This window comes from Micromonospora sp. CPCC 206061, from assembly GCF_036906915.1.
GTDB lineage: Bacteria > Actinomycetota > Actinomycetes > Mycobacteriales > Micromonosporaceae > Phytohabitans.
This window is the reverse complement of record NZ_JBAKHX010000013.1, coordinates 1-21648: the sequence shown is the minus strand read 5'-3', so window position 1 is coordinate 21648 and position 21648 is coordinate 1. Positions and strand designations below refer to the sequence as shown.

Below are 21648 nucleotides of genomic sequence, written 5' to 3'. Positions count from 1 at the left end.
TCGCACCGGTGGAAGGATTGATGACCATGACCGACGCTAGACCGCTGGGCGCCGACGAGGCCACGTTCATCGCGGCGGTCCGCTCAGGCGATACGGCGCGGTTCGCGCTCATCACAGAGCGCCACCGGCGTGAGCTGCAGGTGCACTGCTACCGGATGCTCGCGAACTACGAGGACGCCCAGGACATGACGCAGGAGACGTTCCTGCGAGCGTGGAACAAGCGGGAGTCGTTCAAGGGCCACGCTGCGCTGCGGACCTGGCTGTACCGGATCGCGACGAACGCCTGCCTCGACTTCCTGGAGAAGCGCAATGACCGCACACCCGTACCGTCCGAGCTGTCGGACTCCGGCTCCGAGGTGCTGTACCTGCAGCCGTACCCCGACCGGATGCTCCCCGAGGACCCGCAGGAATCGGTGGTGGCGCGGGAGACGATCGAGCTGGCGTTCATCGTCGCCGTCCAGCACCTGCCGCCGCGGCAGCGGGCGGTGTTCATCCTGCGCGACGTCCTCGGCTGGCCGGCGTCGAAGGCCGCCGACGCCCTCGAGCTGACCATCGCATCGGTGACCAGCGCGCTGCAGCGGGCGCGCGTGACGATGCGCGAGCAGCTGCCCGACCGCCGCCTCGACTGGCGGAGCCCTGCCACCCACGAGCTGTCGAATGACGAGCGCGGCGTGGTGAAGTCGTACATCGACGCCCATGAGCGCAACGACCTCGACGGGCTGATGTCCCTGCTGCGCGACGACCTGCGCTTCGCGATGCTGCCCGAGCCGGGCACCGTGATCAGGACGGCCAAGGACGCGGTGGACGGCTGGGTCTCTGGTGGGCTCTTCCAGCGCGGCTACGACGACTGGCGCTGTATCGCCACGACGGTCAACCGGATGCCTGCCGCGGTGCTGTACCTGCGCACCCCCGACGACCCGGAGTACCGGCTATTCGCCATCGCGGTCCTGCACATCGTCGACGGGAAGATCGCCGAGCTCACCGGATTCGACGCCACCGACAAACCATGGCTGGACCTCCCCCCGACACTGTGATCACACATGTCCCCGTCGTCGACGAGTCCAGCGCACGGGCCGCCGTCACCGACGTCACCGCGGAATGAGCACCCCGACCAGCTGAACGCCACCGCCGCGCCGGCATGGCCCGTGCTCATCGCCTCGTCTCGTATCGGGTCAGCACGACGCCGCCGGGAAATGTCCGCGTTTCCATTAGGGTCAGGTTCACCCAGCTGTCCAGCGCGCTGAAGAACGGCGTGCCGCCGCCCACCAGGACCGGCACGGTGACCAGCAGGTACTCGTCGATCAGCCCGGCCCGCATGGCCGCCCCGGCGAGCGTCGCGCCGCCGATGTCCATCGGGCCGGCGTCCTCTGTCTTGAGCCGGGTGATCTCGGTGACTGCGTCGCCGGTGACCAGGCGGGTGTTCCAGTCGACACTGCTGGTCGTCGAGGAGAACACCACCTTCGGCATGTCCCGCCAGCGGCGGGCGAACTCGATCTCCGCCTGTGTGGCGCCGGGCTGCTGGTCGGCGGTCGGCCAGTGAGAACTCATCGTCTCCCACAGCTTGCGCCCATACAGCGCCAGGCCCGTCGCCCCCACCCGGTCGGACCACCACTGGAACAGCTCGTCGCTCGGCGACGAATCCGGTCCCTCACCCCCACTCCAGCCGAGGTCGTCGCCGGGCGCGGCGATGTAGCCGTCCAGGGTCACATTCATGCCGAAGGTCAGTTTCCGCATCATGCCAGCCTCTCGTGAGCCGATCTTATATACGTACAGACGGGCGCGGCGCGAAAACCTAATCGGTGCGCGATCTACGTCCGCTGGTAGTCCTCGCGTTCCGGACCGAGAGCGGGTTTGAGAAGATCAACTTCCGGTGGTGAAGGTGCGTCGCGTACCAAGCGGTTCGCGGCTACAGTGATGTAGATCTTGGGATGTTTGCAGTTTCTACGTGGATCCTCACTCGGAGAAGATTTCGTCGAGGATCCTGCGCGAGCTCGCCGTCGCTGCCTCGCCGTCGTCCAGTGCGTTGGCGTAGTCGACAAGCGTCTTCGCCAACACCGCAGGTCCCGAAGTCGATGACCGCCGCCAGTTGCCCGCCGTTGAGCAAAAGATTTCCCTGCGCGATGTCACCGTGGAACCAGCGCTCCACACCGTCCCAGCGCGCGTTCAGGGCGCACTTCCAGATCTCACTGGCCATATCGACATCGATACGGCCGTCGAGTGCCGTGAGCCCTCGGTTGGCCTGCCCGTCGTAGGTGCGCAGGGTGCCACCCCGGTACCAGTTGTGCTGGCCTGGACGGGGGCCGTCAGCGGTATCGACGCCTTGCAGGGCCACGATGAACTCAGCCAGGTCGAGCGCGAACCGGACCGGGTCGGCGATGCGGTCCACCCGCGCGGTTTCGCCATCAAGCCACTGGTAGATCGACCACGAGTATGGATAACCCTCGCCGGGCTCGCCCTTGGCCATCGGGGTGGAGATAGGCAGCGGGAGACGGGGGGCGAACACCGGCAACCACTTGTGCTCCTTGTCGACTGCCTCGGTGTACTCCAACGCGCTCGGCAGGCGCACCGACATCCCGGAGCCGAGGTGGAAGGTCCAGTTGTCCCAGCCGCCGTTGGCAACCCTCTCGACCGGGAGGTCAGCCCAGTGCGGGAATTGGCCGGCGACGAGCCGGCGCACCTGATCCACGTCGACCGTGAGGCGTTTGGGTAGCGGGCCGAGATCTGGAGTGTCGCTCAAGAACAGTCCTCACCTGAGAAAGAACGGTAGCCGTACCGACAGCCACCGCATCCGCGCTCACCACCCGTTTGCACAGCTCACGAGTCCCAACGTAGCTGTACCGCCCGGCCTGCCGCACCGGGCGACGGTATCCACCAAGAACCGGAGGCGCCCAACGAAATCCGAACCCTACTGCGGTATCACAGCCCGGTCAGCGGCTAGATTCGCCGGCCTTTGCGTGGGAACAACGACGCATGGTGCCGTCATTCCTTGGTTTGGCGCCCCCTTCAGTGAGGTGATCTCAACGAGGCAGTTACACGAGGGCATCGTGTGGCATCACGCGGACGGCCGGCGCGCGAAGCTGCAGCACCGCGGCTTCGCCTGACGACTGCCCGGGCTACTTCTGCCCGGGCACGACCAGGCCGGTCTCGTACGCCGCGATCACGGCCTGCACCCGATCGCGCAGGCCGAGCTTGGTGAGCACGTTGCTGACGTGCGTCTTCGCGGTGTGCGTGCTGACCATCATGGTGGCGGCAATCTCCGGATTGGACATGCCCTCCGCGAGCATCCGCAGCGTCTCCCGTTCGCGGCTGGTGAGCATGGACAGCCGCTCCGCGGGCAGCGGGCGGGCTGCGCCGCCCGTGGTGAACTGCTCGACCAGCCGCCGGGTTACCGACGGTGCGAGCAACGATTCGCCCTTTGCCACCACGCGCACGGCGTGTACGAGGTCATCGCGCCGCACATCCTTGAGCAGGAAGCCGCTGGCGCCGGCCCGCAGCGCGTCGAACACGTGGTCGTCCTGGTCGAAGGTGGTCAGCATGACGACCCGGCAGTCGGTCTCGGCGCCGATGATCCGGGCGGCTTCGATGCCGTCCATGCCCGGCATCCGGATGTCGAGCAACGCCACGTCGGGGCGATGATTGCGTACGGCGGCGACCGCCTGGAAGCCGTCACCCGCCTCGGCGACCACCTCGATGTCGGCCTGCGCGTCCAGGATCATCGCGAAGCCGGCGCGCACCAGTTCCTGGTCGTCGGCGACCACTACCCGGGTCACAGCGGCAGCCGTGCGCGTACCGTGAAGCCGGCAGGTTCCGGACCGGCTGATGCGGTCCCGCCGCACGCGGCGGCGCGCTCCCGGATGCCGATCAGGCCGTTGCCGCCGGACGGCAGCCCGGCCCCGGCGCCCCGGCCGTTGTCCCGAATCTCGATCGCCAACTCCTGCTCCTGCCAGCTCAGCCGCACGTCGGCGCGGGACGCGCCAGCGTGCTTGACGACGTTCGTGAGCGCCTCCTGGATGATCCGGTATACGGCCACCCCCAAGGCGGGCGGCAGCGGCCGGGGCTCGCCCGCCACCTCGTAGCCCACCTCCAACCCGGCCCCCGCCGCCTGCCGCACCAGGTCGGGCAGATCCTCGACGGCCGCCTGCGGAGCACCCGAACCATCCTCCCGGAGCACCACAAGCATGCGACGAAGCTGATCCATCGCATCCCGGCCGGCGGCGGCAATAGCGTCGAACGTGGCGACGGCCCGCTCCGGATCAGCACGCACCACCACCGGCCCCGCCTCCGCCTGCACCACCATGAGACTCACAGCGTGCGCCAGAATGTCGTGCATTTCGCGGGCGATCCGGGCACGCTCCCGCTCGGCAGCTCGTTCGGCTTCCAGAACCCGCTCCCGCTCAAGCCGCGCGGCACGCTCCGTCAGGATGGCGGTATGTGCCCTGCTACCCGCCGCTGCCCTCCCCAAGGCGTACGCGGTCACGGAAACGACGACGCCCCGAAATGCGGTATCCGACGACCCGACCGTGAGCAGCCCGCCGCCGAGGATGACGGCGAGCGCACCCCACCGCACCCACCGCCCGGACCAGGCGGACACCGTGTAGAGGGCGATGAGCGGCCCGTACCAGAGCGGCTGCGACGCAACGGCGTCCACCAGATCGTACGAAGCGCTGAAGGCGTAACTGACCAGCAGCACAGGCAACGCCGCTCTCCGCCGCGCCACCAGCGGCAACGCGGAACCGGCGGCGACGACATACCCCCACCAGTGCCACGGACCGTCCCGGGACAGCAACGGCCAGAGCTGAGCCACCGCGGCACAAACCGCCAGCACGACATCCGACCACGGCGAACGCGCCCACCGACCCAACCACACGGTGCGCCATGCTGTCATGCGTACGCGGGAGCCCGCCGGGCCAGGGGTACCAGCGCGAGCAGAATCAGCAGGCCAGCGACCGGCAGCAGATCATGACTGGCCACCGCGACCCCGATGCCGAGCAGCAGGGCCACCGGAGCCCACACCGCGACGGCCCGCACCACCGCAAGATGAACGACCAGCGCAAGCAACCCGACATAGAACAACGCCGGCCCCGGCCCGTAGACGGCGACCGCGACACCGGGCACATCCTGCACATCACCGAACATCTGCCGCATCGCGGCCTTGTCGTCGGCCGCAAGCCCCACCACGAGGTCGATGCCAATCTGAGCGATCGAACAGACCAGACCGGCCACACCGGCCACAGCGGCAGTCGTGGCCACCACCCCACCGCCGATCATCCGGCGCGCGGCGAGCACCACGAACCCGAAGAGGAACAGGGCAACGAGGAAGGCGAAATGCCCCAGGGTCCAGAGGAAACCGGGACCGTACTGCCCATCCAGCCCGTCCAGTAGCCGGACCAGGCCGTAGACGGTCGTGAGCGCGGGAGCGAGGACAAAGACAACGGGTGCTTTCTGCATGCGGTCGATCGTCATCCGCCCGCGGCCCCGAAACATCGCCGACGTCGGCGATCTTCCCCGTCACCCACAAGACCCAGTACAGGATCGTGGGCTTGAATAGACAGGCGGAGGCCCGGGGCATCATGGTTACCCCAGGCCCCCGCCCGACCACGGGCCGGGCTCGTCCGCCCCGCCGCGCTGTCAACACCACCCCAGTGTTCCCGTTCTCCTCGACGCCGCCGGCGACATGGGCATATCGTCCAGTCGGACGGTGCTGGACCCAGGCGTGGGGCCTCGGTAGGTAGTACTCACCACAAGATCGACCTACTGGTGAGGACCCCACGTGATCGCCTATCGCGCCATGCTCGACGTTCCCCGTGAACTGGTCGGCTACGTCTCGCGGCTGCTCGCTGCGCATCGCCGCGTTCTGGGTACCCGGCGAGGCACCCGGATACTGACTCCATGGCGACAAGCCGTGTTCGGGCTGGTGTGGTTCCGTAACCGTGGCGTGGACATTCCTCAACTCGGTGCCGGGTTCGGCCTGTCCCGCGCCACCGCCTACCGCTACCACGACGAGGTCCTGTATGTCCTGTCCGCCCAGGCTCCGGACCTGACCGAGGCTCTGCACCGCGTGCAGGCCGAGGGCTGGTCGCACGTGATCCTGGACGGGAAGATCGTGGACAGCGACCGGTGCCGGCAGAAGACCGTCAGCAAGAAGGGCGAGCTCATCGACGCCTGGTATTCGGGAAAGACGCACGACTTCGGTGGCAACATCCAGGCTGTGATGCGCCCTGACGGGTTCCATCTCTGGTCTCAGACGTGGAACCCGGGTCGGTCCATGACCTGCGAGTGGCTCAAGAACACGTTCTGGGTGCCCTGTATGCCATGGCCGCCCAAGGCCTCCCCGCTCTGGCCGATCCCGGCTACGAAGGCGCAGGTCACGGCGTACACACCCCGATCAAACAGCCCACAGACGGGCACCGTCTGCACCTGAACAACCGAACCTACAACACGCTACTGCGGTCAATGCGGTGTATCGGCGAACGCGGGTTCGCGTTACTGACCCAACGCTGGCGCGTACTCCAGCACGTCACCCAACCACCAAGGAAGATCGGCGATATCTCCCGGGCTGCTCTAGTGCTCACGCATTTCGAACACAGATACCTACCTCGTTGAGATCACCTCAGTGCTTTATCCATCGATCAATTGCGGCGCGGGCAAACTACCTGTGCCGGTGTTTGGGCGGGTGGCGGTGGCGGTTGTGAGGTCAAGACGGATAGAGTCCGGCGGGTGCGAGGGCCGAGACTACGACCCCGCGACCGCGTCCGCGTCGTGTCGCCGGCCAGTTTTCCCAGCGCAGAGTGGGCCGAGCAGGTCATGGAAACACTCGCCGGCTGGGGGCTGCGGCCCGAGCTCGGCAAGCACGCCCTCGACCGGCGCGGCTTCATGGCCGGCTCCGACGAGGATCGGCTCGCCGACCTCAACGATGCCCTGCGCGATCCAGGCGTGCGGGCGATTGTCGCGGCCACGGGGGGCGCGGGTGCGTACCGGATCGTGGACGGCCTGGATCTGGCCGCTGTGCGCGCCGACCCGAAGCCCGTCGTGGGGTTCAGCGACATTTCAAATCTGCACATCGCTCTCTGGGCGGCGACCGGCTTGGCCGGCGTGCACGGCTGCGTGGGTACCGGCGGCCGCACCGACGAGTCGTGCCGGCGGCTGCTGTTCGAGACCGAGCCGATCACCCTGCATGCCGAGCCCTCCTCGGTGACCGTACCGGGCCGGGCAACGGGGGTACTCGTGGGTGGATGCGCCTGCGCGGTGAGCAACTTCCTCGGCGCCGGCCTACCTCATCTCGATGGCGCGATTCTCTGCCTCGAAGGTCCGCAGAACCCGCACTTCGACCGCATGCTCTGGGGCATGCTCCGGGCCGGCCTGCTCGACGGAATCCGCGGCTTCGCGATCGGCGATCTCATCGGGCTTGATCCAAGCGTCGCCGAACCGGGCCCCGACCAGGCAATGACCGTCATCCGCGAGAGGCTGGGCGGCCTGGGCGTGCCGATTCTCGGCGGGCTGCCCTTCGGGCATCGCGAGGACCAGGTTTGCCTTCCGCTAGGCGTTGAGGCGACGCTCGACGCGCACGCAGGCTCGCTGACCGCCGATTCGGCGGTGTGCTGATGAACGCCGCGCAACTCAACGAAGCCCTGCGCGACACGACGGTCCGGACGATCGCGCTCGACGGCGATCACCGCGTGCTCGACCGCCTCGACCTCGATGCCGTACGAGCCGACCCCAAGCCGATCGTCGGCACCGGCGGCACCACTTTCGTCCACATGGAACTGTGGCGCGTGTGCGGCCTGGTCGGCTACCACGGCAACGGACAGATCCGGCTCGGCAGCCTACAGCTCACCGGCGAGACCTGGGTGCCCGGCCGGGTCGAAGGCGTCCTGCTCGGTGGCAGCCTCGGCCCGCTACGTGCGATGGTCGGCGCGGGCCTGCCCTCCCTCGACGGCGCGATCCTGCTGCTCACCGGCGAACGCACCCAAGGTCTAGGCCAAGTCGACCGACAACTCACCCACCTGATCCGGGCGGGCGCACTCAAGGGCGTCCGCGGCGTAGCGGTAGGCCACTTCGCGGGCTTCGACGGCTTCGTCGACCGAGAATGGAGCCTGAACGACGTACTCACCGACCACCTGAACACCCTCAACGTGCCGGTACTGGGCAACCTGCCGATCGGCCCCGGAAGGCCGCCGGTTCCCATCGGTGTCTCTGCCGTCCTCAACGCGACCGAGGCCGTGCTGTCAGTCGGCTGAACGCCACGACGCTGAGATGCGACGGCGTGGACGACCGCACCTTATGCGGCATGACCGCCCCTGCGCGCGCCTGCGCCCGCTCGATGCGGCAGAACGGCACTCGTAGCCGTCGGGCTCGTGCAGCCTCACAGCCGGGATCTGAGCACGGCGACCTCGGGGAACTCGTCCGGGGAGCCGTAGCCGTGCTCGGCCAGCCAGCGGACGTTGGTCAGGCATCGCAACGACCACCATGCGTGGATGAGGTCGCGGTCGACGTCGGTGCCGTAGCCGGCGACGACGTCGCCAAGGTGCTCCTTGTGTCCGAGCGTCAAGATGGCGAGGTCGAAGAGCGCGTCGCCCTGGGACGCCTCGGACCAGTCGACGACGCCGGTGACCTCGTCACCGGCGACGAAGACGTGGTCGACCTGTAGGTCGCCGTGGATGAATACCGGTGTCCATGGCCGGAGCGCGGTCTCGGCGAGCCGGCGGTTGCGCGTGACCACGTCAGCGGGAAGGACGTCGTTGGCGACGAGCCACTCGCACTCGCCGGCCAGGCGCGATGCGAGCTCGTCGAGGCTCCGACCCGGCCATGGCGGCAGCGGCGCGTCGTGCAGCGTCCGGACGGCGGCACCCGCCGCGGCCCACGCCGCGGGCGACGCGGTCGATGGCTCGCCGAGGTGGCCGAGTGCCGCGCCTGGGAGAGCGGCGAGCGCGAGCACGGGCGGCTTGCGCCACACGATCTCCGGAGTCGGGATCGGCGCCAAAGCCATCGCCTCGACCTCTGCCTCGGTGCGGGCATGATCAGCGTCGATCTTCAGGAACACGTCACCAACGCGCAGGGTCGCGCGTTCGTTGTGTGCGACGACGACCTCGACCTCTTCCACGTCGGCCATTGTCGCGGGGATGATCACCGACGTCACCGGGTTTATCGCGTGTGGAGCCGTCCCGTGGGTCTCCCCTTACATCGATCGATGTGCATAATGCATGCATGATGCGGCTCCTCGCCTTGGCGGTAACGGTCACCGTAACGAGTCCGTTGTTGACGGCGGACGCGGAGTACCAACCGGCGCGGTCGGCGTACGCCGCACCGGCCCCCTGCCTGCCAGGCGGCACCTACGGTGATCCGCTGCCGGCGGCCAGCGTTTCCGCCGTCCGGGTTCCGGGCCGGTTCAACTTCCTGGAGGGTCCGGTCTGGATCGCAGAGGACGGCCGGCTGCTGGTGTCGGACATGCAGCCCGCCGCAGGGCCTGAGGGCGTGCAGCCCTCCCTCATCAGAGCGCTGACTCCGCCGGACCGGTTCGACGTCTTCGTCGCCGGCAGCGGCAGCAATGGCCTCGCCCTCAGCACCGATGGCAGGCATGTCCTCGCAGCCACGCACGATCAGCGGAGCTTGTCCTCCTACGACCTGGCCGGCGGCGCCCGAGACGTGGTCGTGCAGACGTTTCAGGGCCTCAGGTTCAACTCCCCCAACGACCTGACCGTCCGCGGCGACGGGACTGTCTACTTCACGGACCCGAGCTTCCAGCGTGGCGACCGAGCGGACGAGATGGCCGGCCGCACCGGCATCTTCCGGGTGAGCGGCGACGAGGTGTTTCTGGTCGACGACACAGTGGCCCAGCCAAACGGTATTGTGCTGTCACCGGACGGAAACACGCTCTACGTCGGCGGCAACAGCGCCGGCAGGATTTACAGGTACCCGGTGTTCACCGACGGCACCACCGGACCCCGCACCGAGTTCGCGGCCCTGAGCGGGCCGGACGGCGCGACGATCGACTGCGCGGGTAACCTCTACTGGGCGTCCTATGTGGACGGCAAGGTACACGTGTTCGCGCCCGACGGCAGAGCACTGGGCACAATCTCCGCTGGCAGGAACACCACGAACGCGGCATTCGGCGGCGCGGACGGCCGCACCCTTTTCATCACCTCCGGGACGTGGGGCGACTTCGGCGTTTACCAGATCGAGCTCAATGTGCCCGGATGGCCGTACTGATCATCCTGCCGAGACGGTTGCGGCTCGTTGACTGCACGCCCACCACCACCGGCGTGCTCATGCTCACCTACGACCCGCTGTGAACCATGGCTCATCCGCGACGCCGCGCGACCCGCCCTGCTCGGCATCGACCGAGCACATGCATGCCTATCGGCTAAATCGGACGGGCGACCCGGCCATTCATCGGTAGAGTCGTGGGCATGTGTGCTGGTGTGTCCGTGACTCGTCCCTGCCGTTTCGCTGACGGCGCTGGGACAGTCCGTAGGTAAGTTCCGCGGTTCCGCGCCGCCGGCTTCCTGCCGGGCGGCCGTCTCGCGTTGCCTGGCCCCTGCCATCCCTCAGGAGCCGCCGCATGTACGCACACAAGAATCCCGAGCCGACCGATCCGCGCGTCGGACCTGCAATCGTTTACCTGATCGTTGGCCTTCCCGGCGCCGGGAAAACCACTCGCGCGAAGGAACTGGAGATCAGCGAGTCGTGTCTGCGGCTAACGCCAGACGAGTGGCAGATCGCGCTGTTTGGCGATCAAAACCCACCAGATAAGCGTGACCTGGTTGAGGGCAAGCTGGTTCAGATCGGCATGCGGGCCGCGGAGCTGGGCATCAATGTCGTCTTCGACTTCGGGTTCTGGGGCAAGGACGAACGATCAGCGCTCCGCTGGATCGCTGGCACCGTCGGCGCGCGTAGCCAAGTTGTCTACCTGCCGATTGACCACGAGGAGCAACGCAGGCGCGTCACCAATCGGTTCGTAACTACGCCCGATCAAACGTTCCACATGAGCGACGTTGAACTTGAGCAGTGGCGGGCACAGTTTCAAGCGCCGGACGACGAAGAACTGCGAGGTTCTCAGATTCCACCCGTCCCGCCAGAGCACGCGACATGGTCGGAGTGGGCCTCGCAGCGCTGGCCATCCTTGCCTGACCAGTACGCCCCGACCGCCGCCAACGCGAGATACTCACACGAACCGTGACACGCCCGCCAGCATCAATCTTGAAGGACGCCTTGATCATGAGGATGGGGTGAACCGGACGGGGAGGGTGGCGAGCCGGCGGACGGCGCTGGAGCGCCACCGGACCTCCGCCGGCGGCACCGCGAGCGCCAGGTCCGGCAGGCGGTCGAGCAGCGCGTCGAGCGCGATCCGGGCCTCCAGCCGGGCCAGCGGCGCGCCGAGACAGAAGTGGATGCCATGCCCGAAGCTCAGGTGCGGGTTCTCCGGGCGGGCGAGGTCGACGGTGTCAGGGTGGGCGAAGCGGGCCGGGTCGCGGTTGGCGGCCGGCGTGCACAGCATCACGGCCTCGCCGGCCGGAATCCGCACCCCGGCGACCGTGACGTCCCGCTTGGTGTAGCGCACCACGCCCAGCACCACCGCGCCGTCCATCCGCAGCGACTCCTCGATCGCCGGGGCCAGCAGCGCGCGGTCTTCGCGTACCCGGGTCAGCAGGCCCGGGTGGGTCAGCAGCCGCAGCGTCGCCGCGGCAACCAACCCCGCGGTGGTCTCGTGGCCGGCGACCAGTAGCAGGACGCCGGTCGCGACCAGTTCGTCGTCGGTGAGCCGGTCGTCGTGCGCGCAGAGCGCGCTGAGCAGGTCGTCGCCGGGCGCGCGGCGTTTCGCCGCGAGCAGCTCCGCCAGGTAGCCGCGCAGCGCGGACCGGGCGGTAAGCACGTCGGCGACCGCGGCGGCGTCGACGGGCGCCGCGAACAGCACGTCCGACCAGGCCCGCACCTGGTCGCGGTCCTCGTCGGGTACGCCGAGCAGCGCGCAGATGACCCGCGTGGGCAGCGGCAGGGCGTAGCTGGCCATGAGGTCGGTGCTGCCCAGGGGCGCGATCGAGTCGAGCAGCTCGCCGGCGATTCGGGCGATGGCGGGCCGCAGTCCCTCGACCCGGCGCGGGGTCAAGGCGGCCGACACCAGCCGGCGCAGTCTGGTGTGGTTGGGCGGGTCAGCGGTGAGCATGCTGCCGCCGAGGTGGTCGCCCTCGCCGGTGCCGTTGACGTACCGGTCCTCGCTGCTGAGCCCCGGCTCGGAGAACGCGGCGCGAACGTCCTGGTAGGACGTGACGAGCCACACGTCGTCGTCGGGCAGCAGCCGCACCCGGTGCACCGGCCCGCGCTCGCGCAACCGGTCGAGGATGCCGTCCGGCCATTGCGTGAAGTCGGCGGACAGCTCATATTGGATATCCATGCTTATCTCCTTCCGTGGTGCCCGGGGCGGCGACGCGCCGCTGACGTGGGGGCAGCGCTCGACCCGCCGGTGGATCGACTGGCTGGGCCCGTATGAGGCGTCGCTCAACGTGCCGTACGTGTTGCCGGTGCCCGCCGGCAGCGACAACGCCGCCGTGCGGGAAGGGCTGCGGCGCCTGGTCGAGCGGCACGAGGCGCTGCGCACCACGTACCCGGACGGCGCCCAGCGGGTGCTGCGCGCCGGCTCGCTCGACGTCGTGACGCGCACCGGCGACCCGGAGGCGGTGCTGGCCGAGCTGGCGGCCGAGCCGTTCCGCCACGACGACGGGGTGCCGGTGCGGTGCGCCATCGTGGACGACACCGCCGTGGCGCTCGTGACCTCGCACCTGTCCACCGACTGGTCGGCGATGATGATTCTCGCGGCGGAACTGCCGGCGCTCGTGCGGGGCGAGTCGTTGCCGGAGCCCACCTGGCACCCGCTCGACCAGGCGGCGGCCGAAGCGACGCCGGAGGCGGTGCGGCACAACGCCGAGGCGCTGGCGCACTGGCGGTCCATCCTGGAGCGGGCGCCCCGGTCCCTGCTGGACTTCCCGGAGCGGACGCCGGAGCCGGAGCGGTTCGTGCGGCTGGGCATGGACTCGCCCGCCCTCGCGGCCGCCGCGCCCACGCTGGCCTCGCGGTGGGGCGTGAGCGTGGGCAGCCTGCTCGCGACCACTGCCGGGGCGGCGCTGGCCACGCTGGGCGGGCACGAGACCGCGGCGCTGCGGGTGATCTGCGGCAACCGGCGCGAGGCACCACTGCGCGGCATGGTCGGCAAGGCGGCGCAGGACGGGCTGTTCGCGGTCGACCTGGCGGCGTCCACCCTGCGCGGGATCGTCCACGATGGACATACGGCGGCCAAGCGCGCGTACCGGTACGGCCGCTACGACCCGTACGCGCTGGACGCGCTCAAGGGCACGGTGCGGCACGAGCGGGGCGCGTCGCTGGACCTGCTGGCGTTCTTCAACGACCTGCGTATGGGTCGATCCTGGTCGGTGCCCGACGCCGACCCGGCGAAGACCCGGTTCTTCGTCGACTTCAGCACGCCGGGGGCGCGGGCCCGCGCGTTCTTCACCCTGGAGTACGCGCCGGACACCTGCCTGCTGTTCGTGCTCGCCGACACCGCGTACCTGAGCCGGGACACCGGGTGGGCGCTGCTGCGGGCCGTGGAGGCGCTCGTGCTGCGCGGGCTGGCCGACGGTGACGTGCCGGCGTCCCGGATCGCCGACACGGCGGGGCTGGAGCCGGTACGCCGGCCGGCTGGTTGGCGGCGGGCCGGCCCCGACTGGTACGACCCGTCGGCCGTCGCCGAGGTGGTCCGGGTGGCGTGCCGGGCCGCTGACGTGGCCGTCGACGCCGACCTGACCGCCCATCTGACCTCTGATGTGAACACGCCGGAGGCCGCCCACGCCCTCGTGATGGGCGCGCTGGCGGGCCGCACCGACGTGCTGGCACCGCGCCGATACGTCCTGAACGGGCGGCGGCCGGCGAGCGGGCGCGATCCACTCGACCACGACGGCCCCTAACCCAGCGCAGCTCCTTCGCCGGCACGGCCAGCCGCAGCGTCGGCAGCCGGTGCGCCAGCGTCTCGACGGCCACCTGGAGCTCCATCCGCGCGAGCTGAGCCCCGAAGTAGTAGTGGATGCCGTGCCCGGACCCGAGGTGCGCGTTGCCGGGCTGGTGGAAGTCGAGCCGGTCGGCGTCCGGGAACACCGCCAGTTCCCGAGCCGGCGCGCCTGCTGGAAGTCGACAGTGGCCATCGATCGATCCCCCGTCGGTCGGACCAGAAAGCACGCACTCTCGAGCGCTCGACAAATCACCGAACGTGGATCACTGTGCCACGGTGAGCGACGTAACGCAACATCGATAGATCGCATTGTCCTCGTAGCCTGGACCGGTGACTGCCGAGGGTAGTGGGGTGTCGGCCTGGCCCCCCACCTACGCGCGCGCGGGACGCAGTCATCGTCAAGAGCCCCACTACTCGCATTCATCGACCACGAAAACGTGAATAGTCTTGGCGGGGTCTAACGTCTCCGAGACTCCGCATAAAACCAATGCCCAACATGGACTGTGCCTGACCGGCAGCGTCCATCTAGTCCAATAAGGACTCTGCCTGGGCGAACGCCATCACACGATCGCTAGGCCGGGTGACAGCAGCGGCGCCGCCGTCCGACCTCACCACCTTTCAGCCACCGCTAAATGGCATTTATGTCGAGCGTCGCGCCTGTGAGAGTTGGACGGAGATATCACCGCCACCGACTTCGGAGAGGGCAGGTTCTATGGGGGTACTAACGAGCTTGATTCCGCCGCGGTACGCGGAGGACATGCCACCCAAGCTGGCCGAGATCGAACGCCTGGCGCTGGCGTGGTTCAAGAATTTCTTGCAGATCAACAACTACCAGCTCGACGAAAACGGCAACGTCGTACCCGGTCCGGGGAAACCGGACGGACCTCTCATCGGCTCCGAGGCTGTCAGCCCTGACGAGGCGGCGCGGCCGATGCGGGAACAGTGGCAGCTGCTCAACGACCTGCTGACGACGTTGCGCTACCACTTCGAGGCGTTCTACGACCTGGATCCGTTGGACTTCACGGTCTTCGTCGGCCGCCTCGGCGGCACCACCAGTCAGGTAGCGCACCAGGATGGGTGGTCGCCTACCAGTGTCTACGACCGCATCGAGGCCGCCTTCAGCGAGTGGGTCATGCACGTCGACGGCCTGATCACCGAGGAGCAGTGGACCGGCAAGGCCGCGGCGAAGTTCCGTGACGATTTCCTGAAGCCCTTCTACAAAGCGGCTCGGCAACAGCAGTCATATGCCCAGATCCTCGCCGTGATACCGCAGACGTACCACGAGGCGGCGACCACCGCCCAACGGTACTTGCTGACCATCGCGGACACCTGCATCGCGCGACTCTCCGGCGAGTCCGGTGCTCCCGGACAGGCCTACGACATCGAGGTCTTGTCCTGGACCTCGATGATCACCGGTGCGTTGTCGCTCTTTCCCCCGCTGTCACCGGTCGCGGGCCCAATCTCACTCGGCACGGCCATCGTCGGCTACGCGCGGGGCAAGCAGGTCGAGGCTCCTGATGAGGCGCCGATCGAGGGCACCGTTGCTCCGCAGGTCCTTCGGACGGCGATCGAGTTAATCATCGACGTCGAGAGTGGGCTCGCCGAGCTAGACCGGATGCTCGCCGAATCGCTGAACCACGATCTAAACAGTCGCACCGGATTCGGCAGCCCGGGTTTGCGTCTTGAGCGCCCCGAGCTGGCGAACGGGCCTGCAACGATGGGAACGCCGACAATCGACAAATACGACGTACCGATGAACCTTAACGTCGTCGTGTCCCTGGTCAACCTGTACAAGGCGGGCTACATCAACCTGCCCGGCGCCGCGGGCGAGTACGCCGCAGCAGAGGCGACGCTCGCCCTGTGCACTCCATTGCAATCGTCCGGCACGTATTTCCTACGCTCCGCGCAGCGATTCGACGAGGCCCGCAACCAGCTTGCCGGCATCCTGCGCAACACCGCTGAGTCCCTGACCGCCTGCGGCGCGACCCTCGTCGCCTGCGCGAAGGAGTACGAGCTGACCGACGAGGAGCAGGCTGAGTACCTCCTGCGGGTCGACGATCTGGTTCAGCCGACAGCCGACCCGCCCGCAACACCTGCACGCGGCCCCGTGTGATCGCTGACCGGCAGCAGCGGGCTAGCAAGCTTCGGCAGGCCCTGCGGACTCCTGTCGAGCATGAAGCCGAGCATTCCGGTCCGATGTGCGCCTGCGCGGGGTATCACTTGCTCGTGGGTGTTGATGGGTATCAAGGGGCGTCTTAACGGGCGCCAACGGATAGACCCTGACCAGCGTGTTTGCTGTTTCTGCTGGTCAGGATCGTCGGTGCCTGACGGCGTGGGCGGACTCATCGTCCGGGGTGCAGGCCCAGCCAGCCGGGGGATGGGGCACCTTTGACCTCGCCGACGTACAGCGTCAGCTGCTGGCGGAAGCGCTCGACCATGCCGCGGTCGCTCATGAAGCGGTCGAAGCCGTCGAGGTTGGCGTTGGGGTAGTCCCAGATGGGCCGGTAGCCCTGGTGCGGTGCGACGTCGGTGCGGACGGACCACATGTAGAAGTCGGACTGGGTCTGCTTCGACAACCACCGAGTCGCAGCCTCACCTCCCGCACTCGAATCCCTCGAATCCGACGAACGGAAAACCCTCGTGAAGATCTCATCATCGGCGCCACCGGCATGATCGGCTCGCGCATCGTCGCCGAGGCGCTCAGCCGCGGCCACCAGGTCACCGCCGCGTCCCGGTCGGGCCGCTCGGAGGGCCTGCCCACCGGCCCGACACTGACCGCCGTCGCGCTGGTGGACGAACTCGAAATCAACGACGCCATCCGTCGCCGCATCACCGTCGCCTACTGACACGACCGCCCGTATCCGGCGAGCTGGCAGGGCGGCAGAGCCGGATACGAGCGCGGCGTTCCGCGGCGCTTGACGTGTTCTCAGCGTTGACACAGCGGTACTGCCGGATCATGTCGTGCATGCGAGCGGCGATGTTCCACGCGTACGGTCCACCTGAGGTGCTGACCCAGGTCGAGCTGCCGACGCCGGTGCCCCGTGCCGACCAGTTGTTGATCCGGGTGCACGCCACCACGGTGACTTCAGCCGAGTGCGGGATGCGTCGGGGCGAGCCCATGTGGGGGCGGGTCCTCATCGGTCTGCGCCGCCCGCGCAAGGGCGTTCGCGTGCTTGGGCTGGAGTTCGCCGGCGAGGTGGCGGCGGTCGGGCCGGCGGCGCGGCAGTTCCGGGCCGGTGACCGGGTCTTCGGCTTCACCGGCTTCGGCGCCGGGGCCAACGCCGAGTACAAGTGCCTGTCGGAGCGGGCCAGCGTGACCATGATGCCGGCGAACGTCACCTACGCGCAGGCCGCAGCCACCGTTGATGGGTTCACCACCGCCTGGTACTTCTTGCGTGACCTGGCCGATGTCCAAGCCGGACAAAAGGTGCTGATCATCGGCGCTTCCGGCAGCATCGGCACGTACGCCGTCCAGCTCGCCAAGCAGCTCGGCGCCGTGGTGCACGGCGTGTGCAGCGGCCGGAACGTGAAGCTCATCGAGTCGCTCGGCACGGACCGGGTATTCGACTACACCGTCGAGGACTTCACCGCCAGCGGCGAGCGCTACGACGCGGTCTTCGACACGGTGGGCCGCAGCTCGTTCGCCCGGTGCCGGCCAGTGCTGGCGCCGCGCGGCTGCTACCTGCCGACCACCGGCCTGGTGAATACCGCGCTCGCGGTGCGCACCGCCGTTACCGGTGGTCCGCGGGTCCGAACCGGGATGTCGGTACGCAAACACGTGGCCCTGGCCACGCTGCGGGAGCAGCTCAGCCAGGACCGGCTCCGAATCGTCATCGACCGCAGCTATCCGATGGCCGAGATCGTCGAGGCGCACCGGCACGTCGACAGCGGACACAAGACCGGCAACGTCGTGATCACCGTCGTGGACGGTTGAGTCTGCCCCGACGCGACCACCCGCACATGCCGCTGCCAGGGTGGCTGGGCAGTCGTGGTGGCACGGCCCTGCTATGCCCAGCCCCAGTAGACGCCGCGCCGGGCGCCCGGGCCGCTACGGGTACCCGACATCGACCAGGCTCTGCTCGACCACGTCCCGGTAGGCCACTGCGCCGATGACGTTCGGGTGGTAGCTCTCCCGAGGATGGAACGGAGGATCGTCACGGGCGTATGCCACCACATCGCCCGGGTGTGGCACCTGCGGGTGCCGCACCCGGATCGTGTTCAGCCGCCGCATCCACTGCCGCCGCAACCGCAGCCGGCACCCGCCGCCGCAGCGCGCCGGGCGGAACGGCGTCGGTGCAGCCACCACATGCCCAAGGCGAGGCTGGCCAGGACTGCGGCGCCGGCAAGCAGGGTCTTCTCCAGGATCGCCGCGCCGGCGCCGGTGAGGACCCCGGCGGCGATGAGTACCGGCAGGGCGCAGCAGGCGGCGCAGGCCAGCGCTGCGAGCCCGCCGGTGACTTTGCTGCGCCGTGGTGGCGCGTTGTCGATCACCAGCTCCTGGTGCCCGGCTCGGGTGGGTGAGGGCAGTGGTTGGTTCATGCGCGGTCTCCGGCAGGTCGCTCGGCGGTGCCGATGCTCAGGTATGGGATCGGGCAGTCGGCGCAGGTGCAGTTAGTGAGGCGGTCGCAGCGTGCGTCGACGACCTCGGTCAGCGTCGTGCGGATCGCGGTGAGGTCGGCGATCTTCCGATCGATCTCGGCGATCTTGTCGATGGCTCGCTCGCGCAGGTCCGGGCTCGGGTGGCGGCGCCGGCCGGCGTCCAGCAGCTCGGCGACCTCATCGAGGGTGAAGCCGAGCCGCTGCGCTGCCTTGATGACGTTGAGCAGGGCGACGGTGTCGGGCGGGTAGAGCCGGTGCCCGCCGTTCGAGCGGTGCGGTTCGGCGAGCAGGCCACGGCGTTCGTAGTAGCGCAGGGTCTGGATGTTCACGCCGGCCTGTTCCGCGACCTCGCCGGTGCGCAGTCCCGCCTGCTCCAGTGCGCTCACCGGGCGTCCCCATCGCCAGCGGGAACGTCCGGGAGACCGACGACGGCCGCGAGGGTCCCGGCGGCGCCGGCGGGCATGCGAATCTCCAAACGGAGGCCACTGCCGTCGACAATGAGGGTGTAGCTGCCGAACGAGCAACACCGGTACTCCGCGGCGGCCAGCCGACCGACGGTGCCGGCGAGGTCGACGTCGAACACAGCCTGCAACCGGGCCGCGTCCTCGGACAGCGACGCACTCGCGCTGAGCTCGGTCGCCCGGGCTGCGGTGCCCGGACCGGCCTCGACGGCCTGCCGGTTCCGCACGGCGAGATCGGCCTGTACCTGGTCGAGCCGGGCGGTGACCGCGTCGACCAACAGCCGCTGCGTGCCGGGGCAGTCGCCGTCGCGCTGGCCGGCAGCCAGCGCGACGAGCGTGTCGGCGCCGAGGCCGAGCATGTCCGCGTGCGCGGCTGGGATCTCTACGTCGAGCACCACAGCTTCGCCGCCAGTCGCCTCCTGCGGCGTGGTGGTGAAGGTGACGAACGAGCGGCACGAGGTCTCCCGCGCGGCCAGATCACGTACTCGATCCGTCAGCCCGGCGGGGCCGGTCAGGTGCAGCGGGGCCTGGGTGGTGCTGACCGGGTCGACCCGGCGCACGGAGGTAGCGAACAGGTCGTCGAACTCGGCCAGCCGTAACGGCTGCTCAGCTGCGGGTAGCGTGCACGCGTCGGGGACGTCGAACGACATCACAGGCTCCTTCGAGCGGATGGCTAGGACGCCGGTAGGCGCCGTCCACTCGACGGTAAACCTGTACCAAGGTACTGGATGCAAGCCTTCGGTCTGGATGGCGCCGGGCGGGACGCAGCCACAGATCATTCCTGTAGCCGTTCGCCGGCGGGCGGCCAACCGCTCGTCAACCAGACGGTACGGCTCGCCCACAACTGGCCGCGATGATCAGGCGGCGGACGACTTCGAGCTGCTGGCCCCCGGTAGCTCCGGTTTCGCGCTGGTACCCGCGCTCATCGGTGCGTTGTGGGGCGCGCCGCTGATCGTCCGGGAACTTCTCACGCGTTGTTGACATGAGCTGCCCGCGTCAGCGAAATGACAGCGGCACGCAGTTAGATGGCATCTGCATCTGTCGTCACGGGGGAAGGAACCTGCATCGTGAGGCCTGACCGAACCATCGCTGGCCGGCTTGGCCGGCCAAGCGTCCGCGCGTTGGGACGGCTCGCGCTGCTGGCGGCGCTCCTGCTTGCCGGATATGTGGGGTCAACGGCCGGCATCGCGGCCGCCGACGAATCCGGCGCGTTGCCCACTGATACGTACCGTTCGCATTCCAGCGGGCTGATCAGCCGGAATGTGTACGACTACGCACCGTCGGTGATGGCGGACGGCCCGTACCGGATGTGGTGGTGCAGCCAACTCTCGGGCGGGACTGTCCCCGGTGATGACATCCTGTACGCCGAATCGACCTCACTCGGCGGACCCTTCCGGTCGCCCGGTGGCGGCCAGCCGTGGCGGGTCTTCGACGGCACGACGAACGGCTGGGATCAGCACACCTGTGACCCGTCGGTCGTGCGGGTCGACGGCACCTACTACATGTACTACGGCGGTTCCCGGGACGGGTCGCCGGACCTGACCCAGATCGGCGTGGCCGCCAGCACCGACGGACTCCAATGGCACCGGCTCAACCAGGGGCAGCCCATCATCGGCCCTGCCTTCGAGGTCGACCGGGCCAACCGGTACGGCGCCGGCCAGCCCAGTGTCGTCCACCTGGACGGCTTGTTCTACCTGCTGTTCACCGACACCACCGCCAGCGGCGCGCTGGACAACGGTGCCGGGCAGTTCGCCTGGCGCTCCGCCGACCCCACCTTCCAAAGCGGCGTCGACGTGTTCACCGCGACCGGCTGGCAACCACGAACCACGGGCAATGACCGCAGCTTCTCGGTACTCAACGGCTTCTCCGTCGACTGGCAATACTCCGACGTATTGCGGGCGTTCATCGTCGCCAGCAACGGCCCGAACTCAGGCGGCTCGGTCCTGGAATTCCTGGACCGCGACGACCTGCGCGTCCACCCGCACCCCGACGGGCTGCTGCCCGGCACCTATACCGAAGGCCCCGCCCTGGTCTCCAAGCCCGACAAACACGCCGCCGTCACCTCCCACGGCGAATGCGGTCGGATCCCCGTCGACGTCATCCAGTCCACCGGTAACGAGCCGCCACACACCCTGGGCCACTTCGGGTTCGACCTGCTCACCGGTCGCACCTGCGGTCAGTTGACCAGCTCTCAGGTAACCGCCCTGTTCAACGGCTACGGAATCCAGAGCCCAGGCCTGCCCGCCACGTACATCACCGGCGGCCGACGCCTACAGATTCAGCAACTCGGCGTCTACACCGCCGTGACCGGCAACCGGGTAAACGTCTCGTCGCAAACCTTCCACCAAATCCCGTACGGCGCCTCCTTGCACACCGGCGCACCGGCCATCATCGCCGCCGGCAGACCGGCCGGCTACCTCCTCGACGACGGCCGGCTCTGGCCCGTGGCCGACAACCGACTGATCACCGCCAACAACTCATCCGTAACCACCGTCAGCATCCGAAAATACGACAGCTACCCTAAAGGGCCGAGGGACTGTCAAGATAACGGTGTAACTGGATCTTGCTAACTGTCTACTTGCGACCGGCGGACAG

Annotated in this window: 22 protein-coding genes and 1 pseudogene; 11 read left to right on the top strand and 12 right to left on the bottom strand. The window is 68.6% G+C overall.

Annotated elements, in window-relative coordinates; genetic code table 11:
* Positions 1-26: 26 nt before the first annotated feature.
* Positions 27-1034: an RNA polymerase subunit sigma-70 gene (locus V6V89_RS12605; protein WP_334619244.1), complete on the top strand. Its 1008-nt coding sequence runs from the start codon at positions 27-29 to the stop codon at positions 1032-1034.
* Positions 1035-1149: 115 nt separating this feature from the next.
* Here the strand turns inward: V6V89_RS12605 and V6V89_RS12600 are convergent, their stop codons facing one another.
* From V6V89_RS12600 to V6V89_RS12580, 5 genes are all read right to left on the bottom strand, one after another.
* Complete coding sequence (locus V6V89_RS12600) at positions 1150-1734, bottom strand: dihydrofolate reductase family protein (protein WP_334619243.1); 585 nt, start codon at positions 1732-1734, stop codon at positions 1150-1152.
* Between the two features lie 172 nt (positions 1735-1906).
* Positions 1907-2686 (bottom strand): aminoglycoside phosphotransferase family protein, encoded by a 780-nt coding sequence (locus V6V89_RS12595; protein WP_334619242.1) that lies wholly within the window; start codon positions 2684-2686, stop codon positions 1907-1909.
* Positions 2687-3113: 427 nt separating this feature from the next.
* The gene (locus V6V89_RS12590) at positions 3114-3770 is read right to left on the bottom strand and encodes a response regulator transcription factor (RefSeq protein ID WP_334619241.1); all 657 of its coding nucleotides are present in this window, start codon (positions 3768-3770) and stop codon (positions 3114-3116) included.
* A complete protein-coding gene (locus tag V6V89_RS12585; RefSeq protein ID WP_334619240.1) occupies positions 3767-4867 on the bottom strand; it encodes a sensor histidine kinase in 1101 nt (366 codons plus the stop codon). The genes V6V89_RS12590 and V6V89_RS12585 overlap by 4 nt, the downstream gene beginning before the upstream one ends.
* Before the next feature lie 14 nt (positions 4868-4881).
* Positions 4882-5448 carry a hypothetical protein gene (locus V6V89_RS12580; RefSeq protein WP_334619239.1) on the bottom strand — a complete coding sequence of 189 codons (567 nt, stop codon included), beginning with the start codon at positions 5446-5448 and terminating at the stop codon, positions 4882-4884.
* A gap of 322 nt (positions 5449-5770) precedes the next feature.
* Between V6V89_RS12580 and V6V89_RS12575 the strand changes: the two are divergent.
* The 3 genes and pseudogenes from V6V89_RS12575 (at position 5771) to V6V89_RS12565 (ending at position 8237) form a co-directional block, all read left to right on the top strand.
* Positions 5771-6603, top strand: a pseudogene (locus V6V89_RS12575) (transposase family protein).
* Between the two features lie 114 nt (positions 6604-6717).
* The gene (locus V6V89_RS12570) at positions 6718-7602 is read left to right on the top strand and encodes a S66 peptidase family protein (protein ID WP_334619238.1); all 885 of its coding nucleotides are present in this window, start codon (positions 6718-6720) and stop codon (positions 7600-7602) included.
* A complete protein-coding gene (locus V6V89_RS12565; RefSeq protein WP_334619237.1) occupies positions 7602-8237 on the top strand; it encodes an LD-carboxypeptidase in 636 nt (211 codons plus the stop codon). The genes V6V89_RS12570 and V6V89_RS12565 overlap by 1 nt, the downstream gene beginning before the upstream one ends.
* 125 nt (positions 8238-8362) lie before the next feature.
* On the opposite strand, the gene V6V89_RS12560 is transcribed toward V6V89_RS12565, so the two are convergent.
* Positions 8363-9136, bottom strand: a complete 774-nt coding sequence (locus V6V89_RS12560; protein WP_334619236.1) for a phosphotransferase — start codon at positions 9134-9136, stop codon at positions 8363-8365.
* Between the two features lie 68 nt (positions 9137-9204).
* On the opposite strand from V6V89_RS12560, the gene V6V89_RS12555 reads away from it, so the two are divergent.
* Positions 9205-10206 carry an SMP-30/gluconolactonase/LRE family protein gene (locus V6V89_RS12555; RefSeq protein WP_334619235.1) on the top strand — a complete coding sequence of 334 codons (1002 nt, stop codon included), beginning with the start codon at positions 9205-9207 and terminating at the stop codon, positions 10204-10206.
* Between the two features lie 352 nt (positions 10207-10558).
* The gene (locus V6V89_RS12550; protein ID WP_334619234.1) at positions 10559-11176 is read left to right on the top strand and encodes an AAA family ATPase; all 618 of its coding nucleotides are present in this window, start codon (positions 10559-10561) and stop codon (positions 11174-11176) included.
* 36 nt (positions 11177-11212) lie between these two features.
* On the opposite strand, the gene V6V89_RS12545 is transcribed toward V6V89_RS12550, so the two are convergent.
* Positions 11213-12388: a cytochrome P450 family protein gene (locus V6V89_RS12545; protein ID WP_334619233.1), complete on the bottom strand. Its 1176-nt coding sequence runs from the start codon at positions 12386-12388 to the stop codon at positions 11213-11215.
* Here V6V89_RS12545 and V6V89_RS12540 point away from each other — a divergent pair.
* Both V6V89_RS12540 and V6V89_RS12535 read left to right on the top strand, forming a co-directional pair.
* Positions 12387-13952, top strand: coding sequence for a condensation domain-containing protein (locus V6V89_RS12540; protein ID WP_334619232.1), 1566 nt, complete (start codon positions 12387-12389; stop codon positions 13950-13952). The genes V6V89_RS12545 and V6V89_RS12540 overlap by 2 nt on opposite strands.
* A 621-nt stretch (positions 13953-14573) precedes the next feature.
* Positions 14574-16106, top strand: a complete 1533-nt coding sequence (locus V6V89_RS12535; RefSeq protein ID WP_334619231.1) for a hypothetical protein — start codon at positions 14574-14576, stop codon at positions 16104-16106.
* Between the two features lie 229 nt (positions 16107-16335).
* Here V6V89_RS12535 and V6V89_RS12530 read toward each other — a convergent pair whose 3' ends face one another.
* A complete protein-coding gene (locus V6V89_RS12530) occupies positions 16336-16569 on the bottom strand; it encodes a hypothetical protein (protein ID WP_334619360.1) in 234 nt (77 codons plus the stop codon).
* Between V6V89_RS12530 and V6V89_RS12525 the strand changes: the two genes are divergently transcribed.
* Together V6V89_RS12525 and V6V89_RS12520 are read left to right on the top strand one after the other, a co-directional pair.
* A complete protein-coding gene (locus tag V6V89_RS12525) occupies positions 16507-16839 on the top strand; it encodes an NAD-dependent epimerase/dehydratase family protein (protein ID WP_334619353.1) in 333 nt (110 codons plus the stop codon). The genes V6V89_RS12530 and V6V89_RS12525 overlap by 63 nt on opposite strands.
* A gap of 119 nt (positions 16840-16958) precedes the next feature.
* Complete coding sequence (locus V6V89_RS12520) at positions 16959-17927, top strand: NAD(P)-dependent alcohol dehydrogenase (RefSeq protein WP_334619230.1); 969 nt, start codon at positions 16959-16961, stop codon at positions 17925-17927.
* Between the two features lie 114 nt (positions 17928-18041).
* On the opposite strand, the gene V6V89_RS12515 is transcribed toward V6V89_RS12520, so the two are convergent.
* From V6V89_RS12515 to V6V89_RS12500, 4 genes are read right to left on the bottom strand one after another with little or no spacing between them, the layout of a single operon-like run.
* Positions 18042-18224: a hypothetical protein gene (locus V6V89_RS12515; RefSeq protein ID WP_334619229.1), complete on the bottom strand. Its 183-nt coding sequence runs from the start codon at positions 18222-18224 to the stop codon at positions 18042-18044.
* Positions 18212-18532, bottom strand: a complete 321-nt coding sequence (locus tag V6V89_RS12510) for a hypothetical protein (RefSeq protein ID WP_334619228.1) — start codon at positions 18530-18532, stop codon at positions 18212-18214. Before V6V89_RS12510 ends, V6V89_RS12515 begins: the two co-directional genes overlap by 13 nt.
* Entirely contained in the window at positions 18529-18978 is a 450-nt protein-coding gene (locus V6V89_RS12505) for a MerR family transcriptional regulator (protein WP_334619227.1), read from the bottom strand. Before V6V89_RS12505 ends, V6V89_RS12510 begins: the two co-directional genes overlap by 4 nt.
* On the bottom strand, positions 18975-19703 hold the full coding sequence (locus V6V89_RS12500) for a hypothetical protein (RefSeq protein ID WP_334619226.1): 729 nt from the start codon (positions 19701-19703) through the stop codon (positions 18975-18977). Before V6V89_RS12500 ends, V6V89_RS12505 begins: the two co-directional genes overlap by 4 nt.
* Positions 19704-20120: 417 nt before the next feature.
* On the opposite strand from V6V89_RS12500, the gene V6V89_RS12495 reads away from it, so the two are divergent.
* Entirely contained in the window at positions 20121-21623 is a 1503-nt protein-coding gene (locus V6V89_RS12495; protein WP_334619225.1) for a hypothetical protein, read from the top strand.
* Positions 21624-21648 lie beyond the last annotated feature (25 nt).

Excerpts from the sequence above, each read along its gene's own strand:
- V6V89_RS12600 (WP_334619243.1), bottom strand. The coding sequence starts at position 1,734 with ATGCGGAAACTGACCTTCGGCATGAATGTGACCCTGGACGGCTACATC.
- V6V89_RS12555 (WP_334619235.1), top strand. The coding sequence starts at position 9,205 with ATGATGCGGCTCCTCGCCTTGGCGGTAACGGTCACCGTAACGAGTCCG.
- V6V89_RS12500 (WP_334619226.1), bottom strand. The coding sequence starts at position 19,703 with ATGTCGTTCGACGTCCCCGACGCGTGCACGCTACCCGCAGCTGAGCAG.
- V6V89_RS12515 (WP_334619229.1), bottom strand. The coding sequence starts at position 18,224 with ATGCGGCGGCTGAACACGATCCGGGTGCGGCACCCGCAGGTGCCACAC.
- V6V89_RS12545 (WP_334619233.1), bottom strand. The coding sequence starts at position 12,388 with ATGGATATCCAATATGAGCTGTCCGCCGACTTCACGCAATGGCCGGAC.
- V6V89_RS12605 (WP_334619244.1), top strand. The coding sequence starts at position 27 with ATGACCGACGCTAGACCGCTGGGCGCCGACGAGGCCACGTTCATCGCG.
- V6V89_RS12580 (WP_334619239.1), bottom strand. The coding sequence starts at position 5,448 with ATGCAGAAAGCACCCGTTGTCTTTGTCCTCGCTCCCGCGCTCACGACC.
- V6V89_RS12540 (WP_334619232.1), top strand. The coding sequence starts at position 12,387 with ATGCTTATCTCCTTCCGTGGTGCCCGGGGCGGCGACGCGCCGCTGACG.
- V6V89_RS12550 (WP_334619234.1), top strand. The coding sequence starts at position 10,559 with ATGTACGCACACAAGAATCCCGAGCCGACCGATCCGCGCGTCGGACCT.
- V6V89_RS12520 (WP_334619230.1), top strand. The coding sequence starts at position 16,959 with ATGCGAGCGGCGATGTTCCACGCGTACGGTCCACCTGAGGTGCTGACC.
- V6V89_RS12565 (WP_334619237.1), top strand. The coding sequence starts at position 7,602 with ATGAACGCCGCGCAACTCAACGAAGCCCTGCGCGACACGACGGTCCGG.
- V6V89_RS12510 (WP_334619228.1), bottom strand. The coding sequence starts at position 18,532 with ATGAACCAACCACTGCCCTCACCCACCCGAGCCGGGCACCAGGAGCTG.